This is a genomic window from Knoellia sinensis KCTC 19936 (assembly GCF_000768705.1).
GTDB classification, from domain to species: domain Bacteria; phylum Actinomycetota; class Actinomycetes; order Actinomycetales; family Dermatophilaceae; genus Knoellia; species Knoellia sinensis.
Map to the genome: position 1 here is coordinate 211,215 of NZ_AVPJ01000006.1, position 18,435 is coordinate 229,649.

Genomic DNA, 18,435 nt, shown 5'->3' on the forward strand with positions numbered 1-18,435 from the left:
GCGTCGGAACATTACACGGCATACCGCCCGAACGAGAAATCGGCCCCGCCGCCTACGCTGGATCGCATGACGGAGACCACGAGCCTGCGCCCCGAGGACGAGGTCGTCGGCATCTGCCGGGACCTGATCCGGATCGATACGTCGAACTATGGCGATGGTTCAGGCCCAGGGGAACGAGCCGCCGCCGACCATGTCGCGGGACTGTTCCGTGAGGTCGGACTCGACCCAGAGATCATCGAGTCCGACCCCGGCCGAGCCTCGGTCGTGGTGCGCATCCCGGGCACCGACCGCGAGCGCGGAGCGCTCTGCATTCACGGACACCTCGACGTCGTCCCGGCGAACGCCGCTGACTGGGAAGTCGACCCCTTCGAGGGCGTCGAGAAGGACGGCTGCCTCTGGGGGCGCGGAGCCGTCGATATGAAGGACATGGACGCGATGATCATCGCCTGTGTCCGGCACCTCGCCCGCGGGGGCATCGTCCCGCCACGCGACCTCGTCATCGCCCTGTTCGCCGACGAGGAGGCGGGCGGGAAGAAGGGATCGCACCACCTTGTGGAGCACCGCCCGGACCTCTTCGCCGGCGTCACCGAGGCCATCAGCGAGGTCGGTGGCTACAGCGTGACCGTGCCGACCGCCGACGGAGGTGAGAAGCGCGCCTACCTGCTCCAGACCGCAGAGAAGGGCATCGCCTGGATCCGCCTCACCGCGACGGGGCGCGCCGGCCACGGGTCGGTCCCGAACGACGAGAACCCCATCGCGCGACTGGCCGAGGCGCTCACTCGCCTGGCCGCGCACAAGTGGCCTCGCGAGTTCATCCCGTCGGTGCGCACCCTGCTCGACGGGCTGAGCGAGCTCACGGGCGTGAACTATTCGGACGAGGACCTCGATGAACTCCTAGGCCACCTCGGAGGTGCCCAGGGCTTCGTGCGCGGCACCCTGCAGGACACGAGCAACGTGACGATGCTCGACGCCGGCTACAAGCACAACGTCATCCCGCAGCAGGCGCATGCGAATGTCGACTGCCGCTTTCTCCCGGGGCATGAGGATGACCTCATGCAGACGATCCGGGATCTCGTGGGTGAGCATGTCGAGGTCGAGGTCCTGCACCGCGACATCGCTCTCGACGCACCCTTCGAGGGGCCGCTCGTCGAGGCCATGGTGGCGGCCCTGCGTGCCGAGGACCCGGACGCAGAGGTGTTGCCCTACTGCCTGTCCGGCGGTACGGACAATAAGGCATTGTCGCTGTTGGGCATCACGGGCTACGGTTTTGCGCCGCTGCGCCTGCCCGCGGACCTCGACTTCGCGCCCATGTTCCACGGCATCAACGAGCGCGTGCCCACCGAATCACTGCGCTTCGGTGCGCGTGTCCTGCAGCGCCTGATCGAGACCTGCTGATCGGCGTCGGTTGGCAGGCGTCAGGACGCCCGCCGGACGCGAATGATCTTGCGTCGCAACCAGGTTCGCGTGATCCCGCCGATGTAGACACGGGTGCGGTGCAACTCCCAGTGGCCGTACTCAGCCTGCTCCGTGAGCGCCCGGCGAATGTCTCCGCGGCGGGTGTCGCGCCCAAAGGTCAGGACCCGATACTCATACTCCACCATCGACCCATTGTGCGGCACGAGGCGCTACGGTTCTGAACATGAGCGCCGACCCGCGTGCCGCCCTGTCCCTCCTCGTGTCCGCCTTCGAACGCCACCTTGAGGCGTGCTCATCTCGCCGAGGCGAGGACGACCCCACCGTGGCGGCGGCATACGACGACCTGCTCGACGCCTTCGAGACCTACGACAACGCGCTCTACGAGGCCTTCGGCGAGATGACTCCGCTCGACGTCTACACCGGCGACGACGAGGGTGACGACGCTGACGCTGACGCTGACGAGGACGAGGACGAGGACCAGGATCTCGACGAGGACGACGACGATGACGACGGCGTCTACTCGGGTCTCGATGACGAGGACTTCGACGACGAGTCGGACGAGTCCGACGACGACGGTGACCAGAGCGGCGGCGCACGCAGCCGCTGACCGACCTCGATGCGGAGCCCGATGGTCCCGCCACTACCGTGGGCGCCATGCGACTTGCGGTGAACCTCGGCTACATGGGCCTGTCCTCAAGCGACGACATGCTGGCTCTGGCCCGGGAAGCGGACCGGCTGGGCTACGACTCGGCATGGGTTGCCGAGGCCTACGGCAGCGACACCGTCACGTTCCTCTCGTGGATCGGCGCGACCACTCAGCAGATCGGCCTCGGTTCGGCTGTCATGCAGATCCCGGCTCGCACACCGGCGATGACCGCCATGACCGCCGCGAGTCTGGACCACCTCTCCGGCGGGCGCTTCCGGTTGGGCCTGGGAGTGTCGGGCCCGCAGGTGAGCGAGGGATGGCACGGCGTTCGCTTCGGCAAGCCTCTGGCGCGGACTCGTGAGTACGTCGAGATCGTCCGCAAGGCGCTGGCGCGCGAACGCGTGTCGTATGCCGGTGAGCACTACGCCCTGCCTCTCCCGGACGGTCCTGGCAAAGCACTCAAACTGACCATCGCGCCGACCCAGGACAGCTTGCCGATCTACCTCGCGGCGGTCGGCCCCAAGAACCTTGAGCTCACCGGCGAGGTGGCGGACGGGTGGCTCGCCATCTTCTTTTCGCCCGAGCATTCTGGGGAGATTCTGGGGTCCATCTCCACCGGCCGCCAGCGGGCTGGTCAGGGCTCCGAGGACGACCCGTTGCGTGGGTTCGACATCGTCCCCACGGTCCCCGTTGTCGTCACGGACGACATCGAGGCAGGCGCTGCAGCGGTCGCCGCCTACTCCGCCCTCTACATCGGCGGAATGGGCTCCAAGGAGAAGAACTTCTACAATCAACTCGCATGCCGCATGGGCTTCGAGGATGAGGCCGCACGCGTCCAGGAACTCTTCCTGGCCGGCCAGCACCGAGACGCCGCCGAGGCGGTTCCGTTCGAGTTCATCGACGCCACAGCCCTGATCGGCCCGGCGGAGCGCATCGGAGCGCGTGTGACGCGCTACGCCGATGCCGGTGTCACCACGCTTGGAGTGTCCCCGTTCGCCTTGACCATTGAGGAGCGACTCGAGACCCTCCGCGTCATGTCCGAGATCGTTCCGTCCACCCAGCCGAAAGCCACCACGTGATCCTCGCTGTCGACGCTCCTGTCGAACTGTCCTATTTCCAGGCCGTCGTTCTCGGCATCGTCGAAGGACTCACGGAATACCTCCCGGTGTCATCGACAGGTCACCTCACCATCGCCGAGAAGTTGCTCGGTCTGCCGGTCGACGCACCGGCCGTGACGGCATACACGGCTCTGATCCAGATCGGAGCGATCCTCGCGACGTTCACGTACTTCGGCAAGAAGATCCTGCGACTGTTTCTTGCGTGGATCCGTGGGCTGGGCAACGCGGAGGCGCGGGAGTCGCACGACTACCAACTTGCCTGGGCCGTCATCGTGGGGTCCATCCCGGTGGTGGTCGTTGCCCTGCTCCTCAAGGACCTCATCTCAGGGCCGTTGCGCAGTCTGTGGGTGGTCGCGGCGGCGCTCATCCTGTGGAGTGTGGTCATGTGGTTCGCCGAGCGACGCCACGACGTCCTCGAGTCACAGGGCGTTCAGCGTGGTGAGGATGCCCTGACGGTCAAGGATGGCCTCGTCATCGGCCTCGTGCAGTGCTTCTCGCTCATCCCGGGTGTCTCGCGCTCGGGCGCGACGATCTCCGCAGGGCTCATGCGGGGGATTGACCGCGTGACGTCGACGGAGCTGTCCTTCTTCCTCGCCATCCCGGCGCTCACGGGCGCCGGGATCTACCAAACGTTCGAGAATGGCGATGCGCTCCAGGCGCTGGGTGTTGGCCCCATCATCACTGGTTGTGTCGTGGCGTTCGTCGTGGCCTATGCCTCCATTGCGTGGCTGCTCAAGTTCGTCCAGAGCAACTCGCTCATGTCGTTCATCGCCTACCGAGTCGTGCTCGGCGCGATCATGTTCCTGGCGCTCGGCGCAGGCTGGATCAGCGCGACCTGATCGAGCCCTCAGGGTTGGCTCGAGGGCCGCACACGCTCTAGAGCCACTTGACCTTCTTGAAGGTCACATAGAGCCCGATGCATGCGGCGGCCATGACCCCGAGCACGATGAAGTAGCCGTAGCGCCAGTGGAGTTCTGGCATGTGGTCGAAGTTCATGCCATAGATGCCGGCGATCATCGTGGACACCGCAGCGATCGCAACCCAGGCTGAGATCTTGCGCATGTCGGCGTTCTGCTGGACCGAGATCTTCGCGAGGTTGGCGCTGAGCACGTCGCTCAGGAGCCTGTCGTAGGACTCGATCCGGTCGGCGACGAAGTGCAGGTGGTCGTCGATGTCGCGAAACAGCAAGCGCAGCTCGGGGTCGTGCACGGGACTGCGTGGACTCGTGTGCAGCAGTCGCAACGGCGCGCCCAGCGGCGTGATGGCCCGGCGGAACTCCAGCACCTCACGCTTGAGCCGATAGATCGTGTCCGAGGCCACAAGGCCTTCGGAGAAGACCGCGCTCTCGATCTCGTCGATGTCCCGGGCCACCTCGCCGTCGATGTCGCGGTACTGGTCGACGACACGGTCGACGACAGCGTGGAGAGCCGCCAAGGGTCCGAGGGCAAGCTTGTCGGGGTCGTCCTCGAGACCCTTGCGGACGCCGGCGAGGGGGCTCAGTTCTCCGCGGCGGATCGTGAGCACGAAGTGCGCGCCGACGTGCACCATCAGCTGCCCGGTCTCGACGTCAGAGGTCTCCTCGATGTAGCTCAACGTCTTGAGGACGACGAAGACGTTGGACCCGTAGAGCTCGATCTTGGCGCGCTGTCGCCCGCTGACCGCATCCTCGATGGCGAGGGGGTGGAGTCCCAGACCGAGTTCCTCGTTGACGTTCTCGAGCTCGGCCATCGAGGGGTCCTTGAGCCCGATCCACAGGAACGCTGCGGCATCGCCGGCTGCCCTGAGCGCGTCCAGCTCGTCGCTGAGGTCTCCGCAGACCTCACGCCGTCCATCCCGGTAGAGCGCCTTGTCGATGATCACGCGCGCCATTGTTGCCTAGAGTGGGCGCCGTGGCTCTGCTCCTGCTCGTCCGACACGGGCACTCGACCGCCAACGCCGAGGCCGTGCTTGCGGGGTGGGCCGAGGGTGTGGGTCTCACCGACCGTGGGCGCGAGGACGTCGCGCGACTGGCCGATCGACTGTCGGGTCTCGACGTGGCTCGTCTCGTGACCAGTCCGCTGCAGCGCTGTCGGGAGACTGCCGAACTGCTCTTCCCGGGAGCTCGCCCCGAGATCGTGGACGACTTGGGGGAGTGCCACTACGGCGCGTGGACCGGTCGGCCGATTGCCGAGCTCACGTCGGAACCGCTGTGGCGCACCGTCCAGGACGACCCCGCACATGCCCGCTTCCCGTCGAGCGACCGATTCGCCTCCGAGTCCCTCGCCGAGATGGCCGACCGGATCAACGGAGCGATCCGGCGCATCGACGCCGAGGTCGATGCCGAGAGCGGCCCGGGCGCCGTCTGGGTGGCAGTGAGCCACGGTGACCCGATCAAGGCGGCGATCGTCGATGCGGTCGGGGCGGGGCTGGCCGGGCTGCAGCGGGTTCACGTCGATCCCGCGTCGGTGTCGATCATTCGACGCTCGGGGGGGAAGGCGATGGTCATGGCCGTGAACTCGGCAGGGGACGGGGTACCTCGACACCGGAGCGGGCCAGCCGTCGTGCCGGAGGGTGACGCGACCGTTGGTGGGGGCACGGGCTAGAGTCGTTGTTGCGAACAATAAGCAACAAGCGAGAGGTCTGGCATGCATGTCCCGGATGGGTTCCTCGACGCGCCCACGTCCCTCGGCACGGCTGTCATCGCCGTCGGTGGCGTAGCGCTCGCGCTGAGCCGTGCCCGCCGTGAACTCGACGACCGTACGGCCCCCCTCGCGGGTTTGGTCGCCGTCTTCGTCTTCGCGGCGCAGATGCTGAACTTCCCCGTGGGGGCTGGCACGTCGGGCCATCTCCTCGGCGGAACCCTCGCCGCTGTGCTCGTGGGTCCGTGGACCGCCACCCTGTGCCTCACAGTGGTTCTCGCGGTCCAGGCCCTGCTCTTCGCCGACGGCGGGATCAGCGCCCTGGGGACCAACATCACGCTGATGGCGCTGGTCGGGGTCTGGGCCGGTTGGCTCGTCTTCGTGGGTCTGCGCCGGCTCGCTCGCTCGGCTGGATCGAAGGTCGTGCCAGCCCTCGCTGGTGTGGCTGCCTTCGCCTCGGTGCCTCTGGTGGCGCTGACCTTCACGGCGATGTATGCCGTGGGTGGGCGGGCGCCGATCCCGCTGGGCGACCTCGTCACGGCCATGGTCGGGTGGCACGCCCTCATCGGTGTGGGAGAAGGCCTCATCACCTTGCTCGCCGTCGGCAGCATCATCGCGACGCGGCCGGACCTCGTGCACGGAGCGCGAGGCCTCATCGAGCGGCGGGACCTCGAGATCCGGACGGAGGTCCCGGCATGAGCACCACCACGGGTCCGCAGATCTCGACGAGGCGACTGGTCATCGCCGGCCTCGTCATCTCGCTCATCCTTGCCGGAGTCGTCTCCCTCTGGGCGTCGGGCAACCCCGATGGCCTTGAGTTCGTTGCCGAGAAGCTGGGCTTTGTCGATACCGCCGGTGAGCACGCCACCGGCGAGTCGCCGCTGGCCGACTACGGCGTGGCCGGCGTCGCCAACGAACGGCTGTCCGGTGGCCTGGCCGGCATCCTCGGGGTGGTCGCCGTCGCCGTGATCGCCTTCGGGCTCATGTTCGTGCTGCGCAAGCGCGGCACCCGCAACGAAGGCTGAGATGGGCGCCGGACTCGGCATCCACCTCCACGTCGAGGGTGAATCGGTCGTCCACAAACTCCCTGCCCACGCCAAGCTGGTCGGGCTGGTGACCTTCGTCCTGCTGGTCGTGGCGCTCCCGCGTGACGCACACTCCGCGCGCGCGGCCCTTCTGCTCGTGGCGGGTGCAGTCGTCGTGTCGACGCGGGTGCCACTCAGGCACGTGGTGTCCCGGCTGGTGGTCGAGGTTCCGTTCGTGGTGTTCGCCCTCGTCCTTCCTTTCGTCGCCACAGGTCCGGCGATGAGGCTCGGGCCGTTCACCGTGTCGCGCGACGGCGTGGAGGCGAGCATCGCCCTGCTCCTGACAGCCACGACCAGCGTGCTGATGGCCGTCGCCTTCGCGACGACCACGTCGAGCCGGGACCTCGTGCGTGCGCTGCAGCACCTTCGCCTCCCGGACAGACTCGTCCAGATTCTCGCGTTCATGGTTCGGTACCTCGGTGTCGTCGGATCTCAGGCCCAGAGGATGAAGGTCGCCCGCGACTCGCGTGCCTTCCGGGCTCGGTCGCTGGGATCCTGGCCCGTGATCGCCTCCAGCGCTGGCGCGCTGTTCATCCGGAGCTATGAGCGCGGCGAACGCGTCCATCTGGCGATGATGTCTCGTGGCTACACCGGACGTATGCCGGTCACCGACCCCCTTTCGGCGACCGGACGCGATTGGGCAGTGGCCCACGTACCGGCGGTCCTCGCCCTCGCAGCGCTCACTGCGGTGTATGCCGCGTGAGCACTGCGGTTCTTGACGTGCGTGGCCTGGCCTTCGCCTATCCCGACGGCCACCAGGCCCTCTTCGGTGTTGACCTGCACGTGCACCGCGGCGAACGGGTCGCACTGCTCGGCCCCAATGGTGCCGGCAAGACCACCCTGGTCCTCCACCTCAACGGCATTCTCGAAGCGGGCGCGGGTGCTGTCGCGATCTCCGGTCTGCCGGTCACGCGTGAGAACCACCTGGAGATCAGGCGTCGTGTGGGGATCGTCTTCCAGGACCCGGATGACCAGTTGTTCATGCCGACCGTGCGCGACGACGTCGCATTCGGACCGGCAAACCTCGGGCTGCGTGGTGACGACCTGAACACCCGAGTGGAGGCGGCCCTGTCCGCGGTGGGCATGCAGGACCTCGCCGATCGGGCGCCGCACCACCTGTCGTTCGGCCAGCGGCGGCGCGTCGCCATTGCCACGGTGCTGGCGATGGAGCCCGAGATTCTCGTCCTCGACGAACCGTCCTCCAACCTTGATCCGGCGTCCCGGCGCGAGTTGGGCGAACTCATCGAGACGCTCGACGTCACGGTCCTCATGGTCACCCACGACTTGCCGTTCGCCCTGCAACTCTGTGAGCGCGCCGTCGTCCTGTCTGGGGGAATCGTCGCCGCGGACCGTCCGACGCGAGATGTCCTCGAGGATGCCGAACTGCTGCGGACCCATCGCCTCGAACTGCCCTGGGGCTTCACGGGTTAGTCTGCGAAGCATGGCGATCAGTGACTTCGACCCGCCAGAGCGCTTCGTCGCCGGCACCGTCGGGCCCCCGGGCGGGCGAACCTTCTTCCTTCAGGCTCGCGGACAGGGCCGACTCGTCTCCGTGTCCATCGAGAAGGTGCAGGTCAGCATCCTCGCGGAGCGGATCTCCGACCTCCTTGACAGCGTCGGTGGGATCGCGGCCTCGGATGCTGTCGCCGAGCACGTCGCCGACACCGAGGCTCTCGAGACGCCGATCGAGGACGAGTTCCGCGTCGACACCGTGAGCCTTGCCTGGGATGAATCCCGCTCGTCGGTGATCATCGAGTGCCATGACAGGGACCCAGAGCAGGACGCCGAGGGTGAGGCGGTGCGGGTGGTGCTCGACCCGACGCACGCCAGAGCCTTCGCGCGGCGATGCCAGGCCATCGTCGCCGCGGGCCGCCCGCCCTGCCCCTTCTGTGGGCAACCCCTCGACCCTGAGGGGCACATCTGTCCACGCGCCAACGGCTACAAGCGATAGGTGGGTGATGAACGACGTTGTGGACCTGCTCACTGCGGGCGAGGTCGAACTGCTCGGTCGGCTCGTGGAGTCGTCCAACGGCGCCGTCCTCGTGAGGGTCACCCATCACGATGACTCCCGACTGGCGATCCACAAGCCGGTGGCGCTTGAGAGGCCCCTCTGGGACTACCCGGACGGGACCCTCGCCGGCCGCGAGCGGGCGGCCTACCTCATCAGTGAGGCGGGAGGTTTCGACGTTGTCCCGCCCACAGTGCTCCACGAGGGCCCGTGGGGAACGGCGATGACTCAGGAATGGGTGGGCGAGCCGGACGCGTCCCCTGAGCCCGTCGTGGACGTCGTGGCGCCGAGTGCCGTTCCAGACGGTTGGCGCGAGGTTCTCCGGGGCGAGACTCCCGACGGCGACCCGGTGGTCGTCGCGCACTCGCTGGATCAGAGGGTGCGTACGGCTGCCGTGTTCGACGCCCTCATCAACAACTCCGATCGCAAGGGAGGGCACCTCCTGCTCGTCGACGACAGGCTCTGGGGCGTTGACCACGGCGTGAGTCTCGGTGTCGAACCGAAGTTGCGCACCGTGTTGTGGGGATGGGCCGGTGAGGTTCTCGACGACGCAGACAGGGCACGCCTCGATCAGGTGAGGGAGGCCCTCGACTCGGGGGTTCTTCGGGACGAGTTGACCGGTCTCCTCACCCACGAGGAAATCGAGGCGCTGCTCAGCCGAGCGGAGGACCTCTTGGCGCAGGGCCGTCACCCAGTGCCGTTGCCCGGGTGGCCCGCCATCCCGTGGCCAGCGATGTGAACGCCCGCCGTAGGCTTCGACCGTGATCTCGTGGCCGCCCCCGTTCCTGCCCGCCGTCCCCGGTGAGGGCACTCCGCTTCAGCTGCACGACACGAGCTCGGGCGAACTCCGGAGCATCGCTCCGGGTCCCGCCGCCCGCCTCTACGTCTGTGGGATCACTCCCTACGACGCCACGCATCTCGGTCACGCGGCGACCTATGTCGCGTTCGACCTGGTGGGTCGCGTGCTTCGAGACAACGGCCATGACGTCCACTTCACCCAGAACGTCACCGACATCGACGACCCGCTCCTCGAGCGGGCTGAGCGCGATGGGATTGAGTGGCGGGATCTTGCCGCCAAGGAGGGTGACCTCTTCCGCGAGGACATGACCGCACTCCAGGTCGTCCCGCCGCAGAACTACGTGGGCGTGGTCGAGGCGATGCCGACCATCGCGGACCTGGTGCGGCGCACCATCGAGAGCGGCACGGCATACGAGCTTGCGAACGACGACGCGGAAGGTCCGGATCTCTACGTCGACCTGTCCAAGGTGCCCGGGTTCGGGCAGGTCTCCGGCTGGAGCCGCGACGAGATGCTCGCGGTGTTTGCCGAGCGTGGGGGAGACCCTGACCGGGTGGGCAAGCGTGACGCCCTGGACCCGCTGCTCTGGCGTGCCGCGCGAGAGGGGGAGCCGTCCTGGGAGTTCGACGGCATCCCGGCGGGTCGTCCGGGATGGCACGTCGAGTGCACAGCCATCGCCCTGGATCGACTCGGGCTGCCGATCGACGTCAACGGCGGCGGCTCTGACCTGATCTTCCCGCACCACGAGATGACGGTTGCGCAGGCGAGCGCGATCGGCGTGGGGGAGTACGCCCGGGTCCACGCTCATGCCGGAATGGTCGGTCTCGACGGACACAAGATGAGCAAGTCCCGCGGCAACCTCGTCCTCGTGTCGCGGCTGCGCGCCGACGGTGTCGACCCCATGGCCATCCGGCTGCTGCTGCTCGCGCAGCACTACCGCACCGACTGGGACTACACCCCGGAGTTGCTGGAGGCCGCTCAGGCACGACTTGAGCAGTGGCGCGAGGCATTGTCCGTCAACGCCGCACCCTCGACTGACGAGGTTGTCGCCGCGATCAGGGCCGGACTGTCGAACGACCTTGATGCTCCGTTCGCCCTCAGTGCCGTCGACGACTGGGCGGTCCGCACTCTGACCGAAGGCGGCGACGACCCGAGCGCTCCGGGCGTCTTGGCGCGCGTGCTCGACGCTCTCCTCGGCGTCCGCATCTGATCCCGGTGGCAGTCGTCGGCTGGGTCGGCCCCTCGCGCTCTGCCTGAGGCGCTAGCGGACCTCAGTCGTCGAGCCCGCGCTTGCGCAGGTAGCGCTCGAACTCCTTGGCGATGGCGTCGCCCGTGGCCTCGGGGAGTTCGGCGGCGTCCTGGGCTTCTTCGAGTGATTCGACGTACTCGGCCACCTCCGAGTCCTCCGACGCCAGGGCGTCGAGCCCGTGCTCCCAGGCACGCGCATCGTCGTCGAGACCCGCGTGGTCGATGGCGGCGTCAAAGAGCCCCTCGAGGGTCGAGACCATGGCGCGGGTCGCCTTGGGCGATGGCGTGTGGTGCGCGTAGTGGGGGACCGCCGCCCAGATCGAAATGGAACTCACGCCCATCTGGACGGCCGCGTCGGCGATGACACCGACGATGCCGGTGGGGCCCTCGTAGGTGCTGGACTCGATGTCGTGCCGGTGGCGCGTGTCCTCATGGTCGGACGTCGCCGTGACCTGGATGGGTCGCGTGTGGGCTACGTCTGCCAGCAGGGCGCCCAGGGTGATGACCGTAGTGACGTCGGCCGCCTGGGCCAGCTCCATGAGCTCGATGGCGAAGGCACGCCATCGGAAGGAGGGCTCCACGCCCTGGACGAGGATGACATCACGACCGATCGGGGTGTCGGTCGCCACGAGGATCCGGGTTGTGCGCCAACTGATACGGCGTCGCCCGCCCTCGGACACCACACGCGGCCGGTTGACCTGGAAGTCGTAGTAGTCCTCCGGGTCCAGAGCGGCGACGGGCTCTGCGTCCCAGATCTGCGCCAGGTGTTCGATCACGCCGCTCGCGGCCTCACCAGCATCGTTCCAGCCCTCGAACGCCGCGATCATGACGGCGTTCTCCATCTCGGGCAGGTCGTCCAGCTCGATCACGCATCCTCCTCGGGTGTCACTGTCCACCCTATTCGTAGACTCGCGGCATGACGTTGCCTGCTGCGGTTCTCTGGGACATGGACGGGACCCTCGTCGACACCGAGCCCTACTGGATCGCTGCCGAGCACGACATCGTGGAGGAGCACGGGGGTGTCTGGTCCGATGAATTCGCCCATCAGCTCGTCGGCAATGACCTCATGGTGAGTGCCGAGTTCATCCGCGAGAACTCGCCCATCACCTGGTCCCCCGAACGGATCATCGACGAGTTGCTGGTGCGGGTCACCGCGCAAGTGCGTGAGCATGTCCCGTGGCGCCCGGGAGCCCGCGAGTTGCTCGCGTCGCTCATCGAGGCCGGGGTTCCCAATGCCCTCGTGACGATGTCGTGGCGCTCGCTGGCCACTGCAGTGGTCGATGCCCTGCCCGACGGAACCTTTGCCGTGCTCGTCACCGGCGACGAGGTCGAGCACGGCAAGCCGCACCCAGAGCCGTATCACGCCGCAGCGCGCCTGCTCGGCGTCGAGGCCAGGGACTGCATCGCCATCGAGGACTCGCCGACTGGAGTGCGCTCGGCCGTGGCGGCGGGCGTGCCGACGATCGCGGTGCCCCACGTCGTGCCCGTGCCGATCCTGCGCGGGGCCGTGCAGCTGCCAAGCCTGCGCGGCCTGACTCCGCACGATTTGGTGTCAGTCGTCGCCGACGAGCGCCTCGCCCGTGACGCTCGGGTCGAGGACGAGGCGACCGGCGTCGGCAGGTAGGGGAGGGGGGGTGCCGCCCCATTCGGGACACAACTCCCTGAAGTCGCACCAGTCGCACAACTTGGAGGTGCGGGGCCGCCAGTCACCGGTCTCACTGGCACGCACGATGGCCTGCCACACTGCCTTGACGTTGCGCTCGAGCCCGACGAGGTCGTGCTCGTCCGGCTCGTAGCGGACGATCTCACCGTTGCCGAGATAGACGAGCTGGAGTTGCTTCGGGATGACGCCACGTTGGCGCCACAGCACCAGCGCATAGAACTTCATCTGGAAGAGGGCTTTGCCCTCGAACGCCTCGTGGGGTGACCGTCCGGTCTTGTAGTCCACGACGCGCATGGCGCCGTCAGGGGCGATGTCGAGCCGGTCGACATAGCCACGCAATGTGAGCCCGTCGACCTCGGTCTCGACATAGAGTTCGCGCTCGGCCGGCTCCAGCCACTGAGGGTTCTCGAGCGTGAACCAACGCTCCACGAGTGCCCCGGCCGCCTTGAACCAGCCGTCCTCGTCGAGGCTCTCGTCGTCCTCGATCATGGTCGCGAGTTCCGGGCGCTCCTCGACGAGGCTCGCCCACCGCGGCTCCAGAAGGGCGAGGGCTGCATCGGGTGTGCGTTCCGCTGCGGGCAACTCGAAGAGGTGCTCAAGCACCTCGTGGACCAGGGTCCCGCGTGCGGCAGCCGGCGACGGGGGGCCATCGAGCTTGTCGATCGTCCGGAAGCGGAAGAGCAGCGGGCACTGTTTGAAGTCCGCTGCGCGGCTCGGGGACAGGGCGGGGACCATGGACGACACCGTATGCCGTCGCACTGACACGCACGCGCCTCACCTCAACACCCCGACTGCTTGCCCCGGACTGCACTGAGATGAGGGCGTCGGCCGAAGAACCGTGCAGTGCGGGGCAATCAGTCGGCCTTTCAGCTGACGGGCTGCTGCAGCTCGGTGACCCAGGAGTCCGGGTCGTCCTGCGGCGTCGAGATGTAGACCTCCCGGCAACGATCCGTGGGGGAGAGTCCTGCCGCCCCGATGTATTGCATCAGGGCCTGCCACGTGTCGCCGATCGTCTCCATCGACCCGTGGTGGACGACGGTCACGGCCCGTGCGGAGGCGGGCAACGTCTCCACCTCGTAACCGGGGATGGACTCGTTGGCCGCGAGCGGCATACCGGCCGCGAAGCGGAGCGTGTCCGCATCGCCGTCATACCAGGCGACAGTGGGCTGCTCGACGTCGAGGCCGGCGCGGCCCGCGTCGGTGAGCAACGCCGCGAAGAGCGGTCCGATGGCAGGACCGATCTGGGACTGGTCGGTGGCTGTCCCAGTGCGTTGCGCGAGCGTGAGCTCTGGCAGCGGCTTGGTGATGAACTTGAGGTCAGTCATGGTGTGCTCCTTCTCGATGGTCCGAAGGCGACGCTCGATCTCGGCGAGGCGGGTCTGGTCCTCCTCGATGCGTGCAGCGACCTGGCTGCGGCGCAGCGCCAGCATGGCTCGGAGCTCGTCCGCCGAGACATCGGCGTCGAGGATCGGTCCGATCTCGGAGAGACCGAACCCGAGGTCCTTGAGAGCCACGAGCCGGTTGAGCCGACTGAGCTGCTCAGCCGTGTAGCGCCGGTAGCCGCTGTGCCCATCGACCGCAGCGGGCACGAGCAGCCCGAGCGCGTCGTAGTGGCGCAGCATCCTCACGGATACCTGGCCATGGAGGGCGAACTCACCGATGCCGAGCACGAGGGTCCCTTCGTTCCTGGTCTCGTCCCCGGGTCCAGCGCCCGGGCGACACCGTCAGCAGACAGCCTGACACCGTGTGAGGGTCAAGCCTCTTTCACCGTATGCCGTCCGCTCGCCTCAGGCGGCGAGGACTGTCTCGTCGTCCAAAGCGGTCGACGGCGCGTTGCGCGCCATGTCGCTGGAGCGCATCACGGCCCGGAGCCGCCACGCGGCGTACACCGCGAGGAGACTGATCGCGAGATGGAGTCCGAGGAACCCGTTGGCGAGGCCCGCCCCCAGGAGAGCACCGGCAACGAGCGGGCCGAGGGCCGAGAACGTCGTCTGCAGTGCGGCGAAGATCCCGAGGGTCTGGCCGACCATTCCTGCCGGGGCAAGTGAGGCGGTCAGCGGGTTGAGGACAGGGCTGTACATCGTCTCGCCCACGGCGAAGATTCCGAACGTCGTGACGAAGAGCGCGGCGGCGATACCGGGTGCGAACTGTGCGGTCGAGAGGACGAGCCACGACACGACCCAGATGCCGCCGACAGCCATGAGCAGGGTGGGTGCACTGCGGTTCGCGGTGAGCCTGACGACGACGACCTGCAGGGCGACGATGACGATCGAGTTGACGGCTGCCGCAGTGCCGACCCCGGCTGGGTCGACATTGAGCTCCGTGAGCGCATAGGCGGGCAGCCCGGATTCGAACTGCGCATAGAACCCGAGGGCGAGAGTGACGGTGATGACCGCCGTCCAGCGCAGCGCCGGTGTGGCGAAGATCGCTCGCAGGGACTCGCGAGGGCTGGCGGCGGAAGGTGCCTCGGTCAGGGCGTCACTGCCCGCGTGGAGATCCGCGCCCCGGCCTGCCAGCCCGATGATGAGTGAGGAGATCGCGAATCCTGCTGCGGCGGTGAGGAATCCGAGGTCGAGTCCCTGAGGGTTCTTCAGATCCACCAGATGTCCGGCGATGTACGCGCCTGCGGCCATGCCGAGGGCCTCACCCGTGAACTTGTAGGCGAAGATCTTGCGGCGGTCGTTGCTCGGAACCCAGCGGAGCACGAGGACCTGCTTGGCGGGAACCGCCGCGGTGAGCCCGAGGCCGAAGACGAACATGCCGGCGAGGAACGCCTCGCGAGTGTCGACGAGGACAAGTGTGCCCACGCCGACCGCACCGACGAGTTGTGCCAGAACCGCGACGGTGACCGGGTTGAAGCGATCGCTGAGGCGTCCGGCGATCGGGGCCGCCACGAGCGCGCCGATGGAGAACAGGGAAGAAGCCGCGGCGGCGACGAAGGCACCCCACGCACGAGTCTCCGCGGCGTACGCGTACTGGAAGGGCAGGACGGCTCCCCAGCCGAGCATTCCGATGGATGACGCGAGGACGAGGAGTTTTGCGCGCATGACGAGTTCACACCCTTCAGGTGGTGGAGGTTGGGGGTTCGGAACGAGCCTTCCCGTGGAGGCTTCGATGCCAAGATATTCGAACTCGAAGGTTCGACATCGAAAGATTAGCATTCGAAGCTCGTTATGCAACACTGGGCCATGGCCCGACGCACGAAGTCCGCTGCACAACAGCACGCCGACGCCGTGGCGGCCTATGTCGCGGCCGGTGGTGAAGAGTCCGTGCAGCGCGTCATCACCGCGCTCTACGGTGTGACGAAGAAGCTCGACCAGTGGTACGCCCGTCAGCTCGCGGACCTAGACCTGACCCAGGGGGAGTGGGCCGTCGTCGCCGCGTTGGCCAAGGCGGGTGAAGAGAGCCTGACGCCGAGTCAGCTCGCCGAGCACACAAGCGTGGCCCCGTCGTCGATGACGCATCGGCTCGACAAGATGGCGCAGCGCGGCTTGGTCCTCCGCCGACCGGACGCGGACAACCGCACCCGCACCTTCGTGTCCCTCACGCCGGAGGGCTGGGACCTGTTCATCCAGTCCATTCGTGAGTCGGACGTCGTCGAGAGCGACGTGCTCCGCGGCCTGACTGCAAGGGAGCGCAACGAACTGGCGCGGCTCCTCGAAGGTGTCATCGCGCACCTGGACGACGTCGAGGACTGAGTGCTTCACGCAATGACGTCAGGTCGAGGGGCTCCTACCGGCTGATTCCCGCCAGAAGGGTGCGTCTCCTTGTCGCACGCCAGGCGCCTCGCCCGTAGGCACAGGACGAGCATGATGCCGCACGATACGACGTAGAACGCATGCAGCGCCCAGATCGGCCCGAACGGCAGGCTGAACACATACAACGAGTAGGCCGCGTTGGCGCAGTTGATCATCAGCAGGCTCGACACGCTGTACGACGCGACATCCCGAGTTCGCAGGGCCTTTCGCAGCATCGGCAGGTTGCTGACCGCGAAGACCACGGTCGAAAGCGTGCCTGCGAGGAGCGGGATGTCCATACCTCGAACAGTAGGAGCGGTAGGGAGTCGCCGCGTCGACCGAACAACGCAACCTCGTTGGCCGACCCCCGTGGGTAGAAGTGTGCAGACGCGCGGATCGGGATCCAACCCACGGCGGCACATGGACCCGCTGGCCGGGTCGAGTTCGGATCAAGATCCGATCAGGCGCGAGGTTGCACGAGTCCGTTCTCGTATGCGTACGCGGTGGCTGCGGCCCGGTTCGGGAGTCTGAGCTTGCCGAAGATGTTGCTGACGTGACGGGCAACCGTCTTCTCGCTGACCGAGAGCCGCTCGCCGATCGCACGGTTGGTGAGACCCGTCGACACGAGTCGCAGCACCTCGATCTCGCGTGGTGTGAGCACGCCGGTGCGGCGTTCTGCGCTTAGGTCATCAACCTCGGCGATTGCCGGGTTGGAGCCCAGTGCGACAAAGACCTCTCGTGCCAGGGCGAACTGAGCGAGTGCATCGTCGCGGTTTCCCAGATCCAGCAGCGCGCGTCCGGCCAGGACCGTGCTCCTCGCGCGTTCATACCGGGCGCCCAGGCTCCGCCACGCCTTGGACGCGGTGCGCGCGGCGACGAGCGCCGATGGTGCGTCACCTTCGGCGAGCAACACCTGCGCTTCGGCCGCCGCGACGATCGCGGTGAGCCACGACGAGGGCGTCGCACGGCTCGCCTCAAGAAGCTCGTTGAGCGCACGGCGGGCGGCCTCGGCGTCGCCGGCGGCCACCTCGATCTCGACGACGGCGGGGAGGAGAGAGGTCCGGGTGAACGGGTCTGTGCCCGCGACGGTACGCCGGATCTCGTCCTGGGCGACCCGCTGGCGCCCGAGGGCGAGGTGCAACAGGGCGAGTCCTGGTTGCGGCTCCCAGCCCGAGTCACCGGCGCGCCGGTAGGACTCCTCGGCCGAGTGGAATGCGCCCCGGAGCCGAGAGAGTTCGGCGGACTGGTACGGAGCGCCCCAAACGGCCCGATAGTCGCCGGAGCGGAAGCGCGACAGCGCGAGCTCGGCCGCGGTCGACGCCTCGGCCCATGCTCCCCTAAGCAGCAACAGCCCGGCCTCCAGTGCATGACGCTGACCGCTGAACGTGATGAGGTCTGGCTGGTGCCGGCACCAACGATCCAGAACATCCAGCCATTCGGTGGCCCGTTCCAGATCGAACGCCATGACCGCGTCGGAGATTGCCGAGCACGAGATCACGCCCGCCGCCACCGGACGGACCTCCCCGGTTGCCACCGCTTCCATGCACCGGTCGAAGCACGCGAAGCCCTCCGCCGTGGCGCCGAGCTCGATCAGGGCCTTGCCGAGGCCGATCATGGTGAAGGACGCGAGTTCGCTGTCGCCGTGGCGCTCGGCGATCGCAAGGACGGCCTCGAACTCGTGTCGCGCCTCGACCGGATTGCCACTGCCGAGTTGCGCCACCGCCGGTGCCAACCGCACGAAACCCGCGAGCGAGCCCGGCTCGGGCATCGTGCTCACGAGCCGCATTGCCCGGGCCCCCCAAGCGACGGATCGCGTGAAGTCGCCGAGTTCGATCAGGTTGAGAGCGAGCCAACCCGCCGTACGCGCGGCGCCCACCGTTTCGTCGTCAGCGAGGTACGCGTTGTACGCCCGCGAGAGCGCGTCAACCGACTCGGGAGATTTGCCTCTGAGCAGCGCGACCGTGCCCAGCAACTCGAGATCTGAAGCCTCGAGCCCGTGAGCGGCATCGACGCCCGCCAAGTGCTCGTACGCGTCCGCCCAGCGCCGATCAGCCGCGGAAGCACGGCCAACGTCGACTGAGCTGTACTCGGCCATGTCGC

The 18,435-nt window shown here is 67.6% G+C and carries 22 protein-coding genes; 14 read left to right on the forward strand and 8 right to left on the reverse strand.

Annotation, left to right across the window (positions count from 1 at the left end):
* The first annotated feature begins 66 nt into the window (after nt 1-66).
* Nucleotides 67-1,395 (forward strand): M20/M25/M40 family metallo-hydrolase, encoded by a 1,329-nt coding sequence (locus tag N802_RS10225; RefSeq protein ID WP_035915626.1) that lies wholly within the window; start codon nt 67-69, stop codon nt 1,393-1,395.
* 20 nt (nt 1,396-1,415) lie between these two features.
* On the opposite strand, the gene N802_RS10230 is transcribed toward N802_RS10225, so the two are convergent.
* Nucleotides 1,416-1,601, reverse strand: a complete 186-nt coding sequence (locus N802_RS10230) for a DUF5703 family protein (RefSeq protein ID WP_035915628.1) — start codon at nt 1,599-1,601, stop codon at nt 1,416-1,418.
* Between the two features lie 38 nt (nt 1,602-1,639).
* Here N802_RS10230 and N802_RS10235 point away from each other — a divergent pair, with 38 nt between their 5' ends.
* The 3 genes from N802_RS10235 to N802_RS10245 are packed head-to-tail and all read left to right on the forward strand — an operon-like array spanning nt 1,640 to nt 4,019.
* A complete protein-coding gene (locus N802_RS10235) occupies nt 1,640-2,023 on the forward strand; it encodes a hypothetical protein (RefSeq protein WP_035915630.1) in 384 nt (127 codons plus the stop codon).
* Nucleotides 2,024-2,070: 47 nt separating this feature from the next.
* Entirely contained in the window at nt 2,071-3,141 is a 1,071-nt protein-coding gene (locus tag N802_RS10240) for an LLM class F420-dependent oxidoreductase (protein WP_035915632.1), read from the forward strand.
* Complete coding sequence (locus tag N802_RS10245) at nt 3,138-4,019, forward strand: undecaprenyl-diphosphate phosphatase (protein WP_084072111.1); 882 nt, start codon at nt 3,138-3,140, stop codon at nt 4,017-4,019. Before N802_RS10240 ends, N802_RS10245 begins: the two co-directional genes overlap by 4 nt.
* A gap of 37 nt (nt 4,020-4,056) precedes the next feature.
* Here the strand turns inward: N802_RS10245 and N802_RS10250 are convergent, their stop codons facing one another.
* Nucleotides 4,057-5,040 (reverse strand): magnesium and cobalt transport protein CorA, encoded by a 984-nt coding sequence (locus tag N802_RS10250; RefSeq protein WP_035915835.1) that lies wholly within the window; start codon nt 5,038-5,040, stop codon nt 4,057-4,059.
* A 29-nt stretch (nt 5,041-5,069) separates the two neighbouring features.
* Between N802_RS10250 and N802_RS10255 the strand changes: the two genes are divergently transcribed.
* From N802_RS10255 to mshC, 8 genes are read left to right on the forward strand one after another with little or no spacing between them, the layout of a single operon-like run.
* Nucleotides 5,070-5,762: an MSMEG_4193 family putative phosphomutase gene (locus N802_RS10255; protein WP_035915837.1), complete on the forward strand. Its 693-nt coding sequence runs from the start codon at nt 5,070-5,072 to the stop codon at nt 5,760-5,762.
* A gap of 42 nt (nt 5,763-5,804) precedes the next feature.
* Complete coding sequence (locus N802_RS10260; RefSeq protein WP_035915634.1) at nt 5,805-6,497, forward strand: energy-coupling factor ABC transporter permease; 693 nt, start codon at nt 5,805-5,807, stop codon at nt 6,495-6,497.
* Complete coding sequence (locus N802_RS10265) at nt 6,494-6,823, forward strand: PDGLE domain-containing protein (protein ID WP_035915636.1); 330 nt, start codon at nt 6,494-6,496, stop codon at nt 6,821-6,823. The genes N802_RS10260 and N802_RS10265 overlap by 4 nt, the downstream gene beginning before the upstream one ends.
* Before the next feature lies 1 nt (nt 6,824).
* The gene (gene cbiQ, locus N802_RS10270; RefSeq protein WP_035915639.1) at nt 6,825-7,586 is read left to right on the forward strand and encodes a cobalt ECF transporter T component CbiQ; all 762 of its coding nucleotides are present in this window, start codon (nt 6,825-6,827) and stop codon (nt 7,584-7,586) included.
* Entirely contained in the window at nt 7,583-8,314 is a 732-nt protein-coding gene (locus N802_RS10275; RefSeq protein WP_035915641.1) for an energy-coupling factor ABC transporter ATP-binding protein, read from the forward strand. Before cbiQ ends, N802_RS10275 begins: the two co-directional genes overlap by 4 nt.
* A gap of 10 nt (nt 8,315-8,324) precedes the next feature.
* Nucleotides 8,325-8,834 carry a DUF3090 domain-containing protein gene (locus N802_RS10280; protein ID WP_035915643.1) on the forward strand — a complete coding sequence of 170 codons (510 nt, stop codon included), beginning with the start codon at nt 8,325-8,327 and terminating at the stop codon, nt 8,832-8,834.
* 7 nt (nt 8,835-8,841) lie between these two features.
* Nucleotides 8,842-9,630 carry an SCO1664 family protein gene (locus N802_RS10285; protein WP_035915646.1) on the forward strand — a complete coding sequence of 263 codons (789 nt, stop codon included), beginning with the start codon at nt 8,842-8,844 and terminating at the stop codon, nt 9,628-9,630.
* A 22-nt stretch (nt 9,631-9,652) separates the two neighbouring features.
* Complete coding sequence (mshC, locus tag N802_RS10290; protein WP_035915650.1) at nt 9,653-10,897, forward strand: cysteine--1-D-myo-inosityl 2-amino-2-deoxy-alpha-D-glucopyranoside ligase; 1,245 nt, start codon at nt 9,653-9,655, stop codon at nt 10,895-10,897.
* A 61-nt stretch (nt 10,898-10,958) separates the two neighbouring features.
* On the opposite strand, the gene N802_RS10295 is transcribed toward mshC, so the two are convergent.
* Entirely contained in the window at nt 10,959-11,804 is an 846-nt protein-coding gene (locus N802_RS10295; protein ID WP_035915652.1) for a PAC2 family protein, read from the reverse strand.
* Nucleotides 11,805-11,851: 47 nt separating this feature from the next.
* Between N802_RS10295 and N802_RS10300 the strand changes: the two genes are divergently transcribed.
* A complete protein-coding gene (locus N802_RS10300) occupies nt 11,852-12,559 on the forward strand; it encodes an HAD family hydrolase (RefSeq protein ID WP_035915653.1) in 708 nt (235 codons plus the stop codon).
* On the opposite strand, the gene N802_RS10305 is transcribed toward N802_RS10300, so the two are convergent.
* The 3 genes from N802_RS10305 to N802_RS10315 form a co-directional block, all read right to left on the reverse strand.
* Complete coding sequence (locus N802_RS10305) at nt 12,488-13,333, reverse strand: RecB family exonuclease (RefSeq protein WP_035915656.1); 846 nt, start codon at nt 13,331-13,333, stop codon at nt 12,488-12,490. The genes N802_RS10300 and N802_RS10305 overlap by 72 nt on opposite strands.
* A gap of 131 nt (nt 13,334-13,464) precedes the next feature.
* The gene (locus N802_RS10310; RefSeq protein ID WP_035915658.1) at nt 13,465-14,268 is read right to left on the reverse strand and encodes a MerR family transcriptional regulator; all 804 of its coding nucleotides are present in this window, start codon (nt 14,266-14,268) and stop codon (nt 13,465-13,467) included.
* Between the two features lie 117 nt (nt 14,269-14,385).
* Nucleotides 14,386-15,645 (reverse strand): MFS transporter, encoded by a 1,260-nt coding sequence (locus tag N802_RS10315; protein ID WP_052109771.1) that lies wholly within the window; start codon nt 15,643-15,645, stop codon nt 14,386-14,388.
* Between the two features lie 141 nt (nt 15,646-15,786).
* Here N802_RS10315 and N802_RS10320 point away from each other — a divergent pair, with 141 nt between their 5' ends.
* Nucleotides 15,787-16,296: a MarR family winged helix-turn-helix transcriptional regulator gene (locus tag N802_RS10320; RefSeq protein ID WP_052109804.1), complete on the forward strand. Its 510-nt coding sequence runs from the start codon at nt 15,787-15,789 to the stop codon at nt 16,294-16,296.
* 5 nt (nt 16,297-16,301) lie between these two features.
* On the opposite strand, the gene N802_RS10325 is transcribed toward N802_RS10320, so the two are convergent.
* Both N802_RS10325 and N802_RS10330 read right to left on the reverse strand, forming a co-directional pair.
* Nucleotides 16,302-16,634 (reverse strand): hypothetical protein, encoded by a 333-nt coding sequence (locus N802_RS10325; RefSeq protein WP_052109773.1) that lies wholly within the window; start codon nt 16,632-16,634, stop codon nt 16,302-16,304.
* 161 nt (nt 16,635-16,795) lie between these two features.
* On the reverse strand, nt 16,796-18,430 hold the full coding sequence (locus N802_RS10330; protein WP_035915660.1) for a helix-turn-helix transcriptional regulator: 1,635 nt from the start codon (nt 18,428-18,430) through the stop codon (nt 16,796-16,798).
* Nucleotides 18,431-18,435 lie beyond the last annotated feature (5 nt).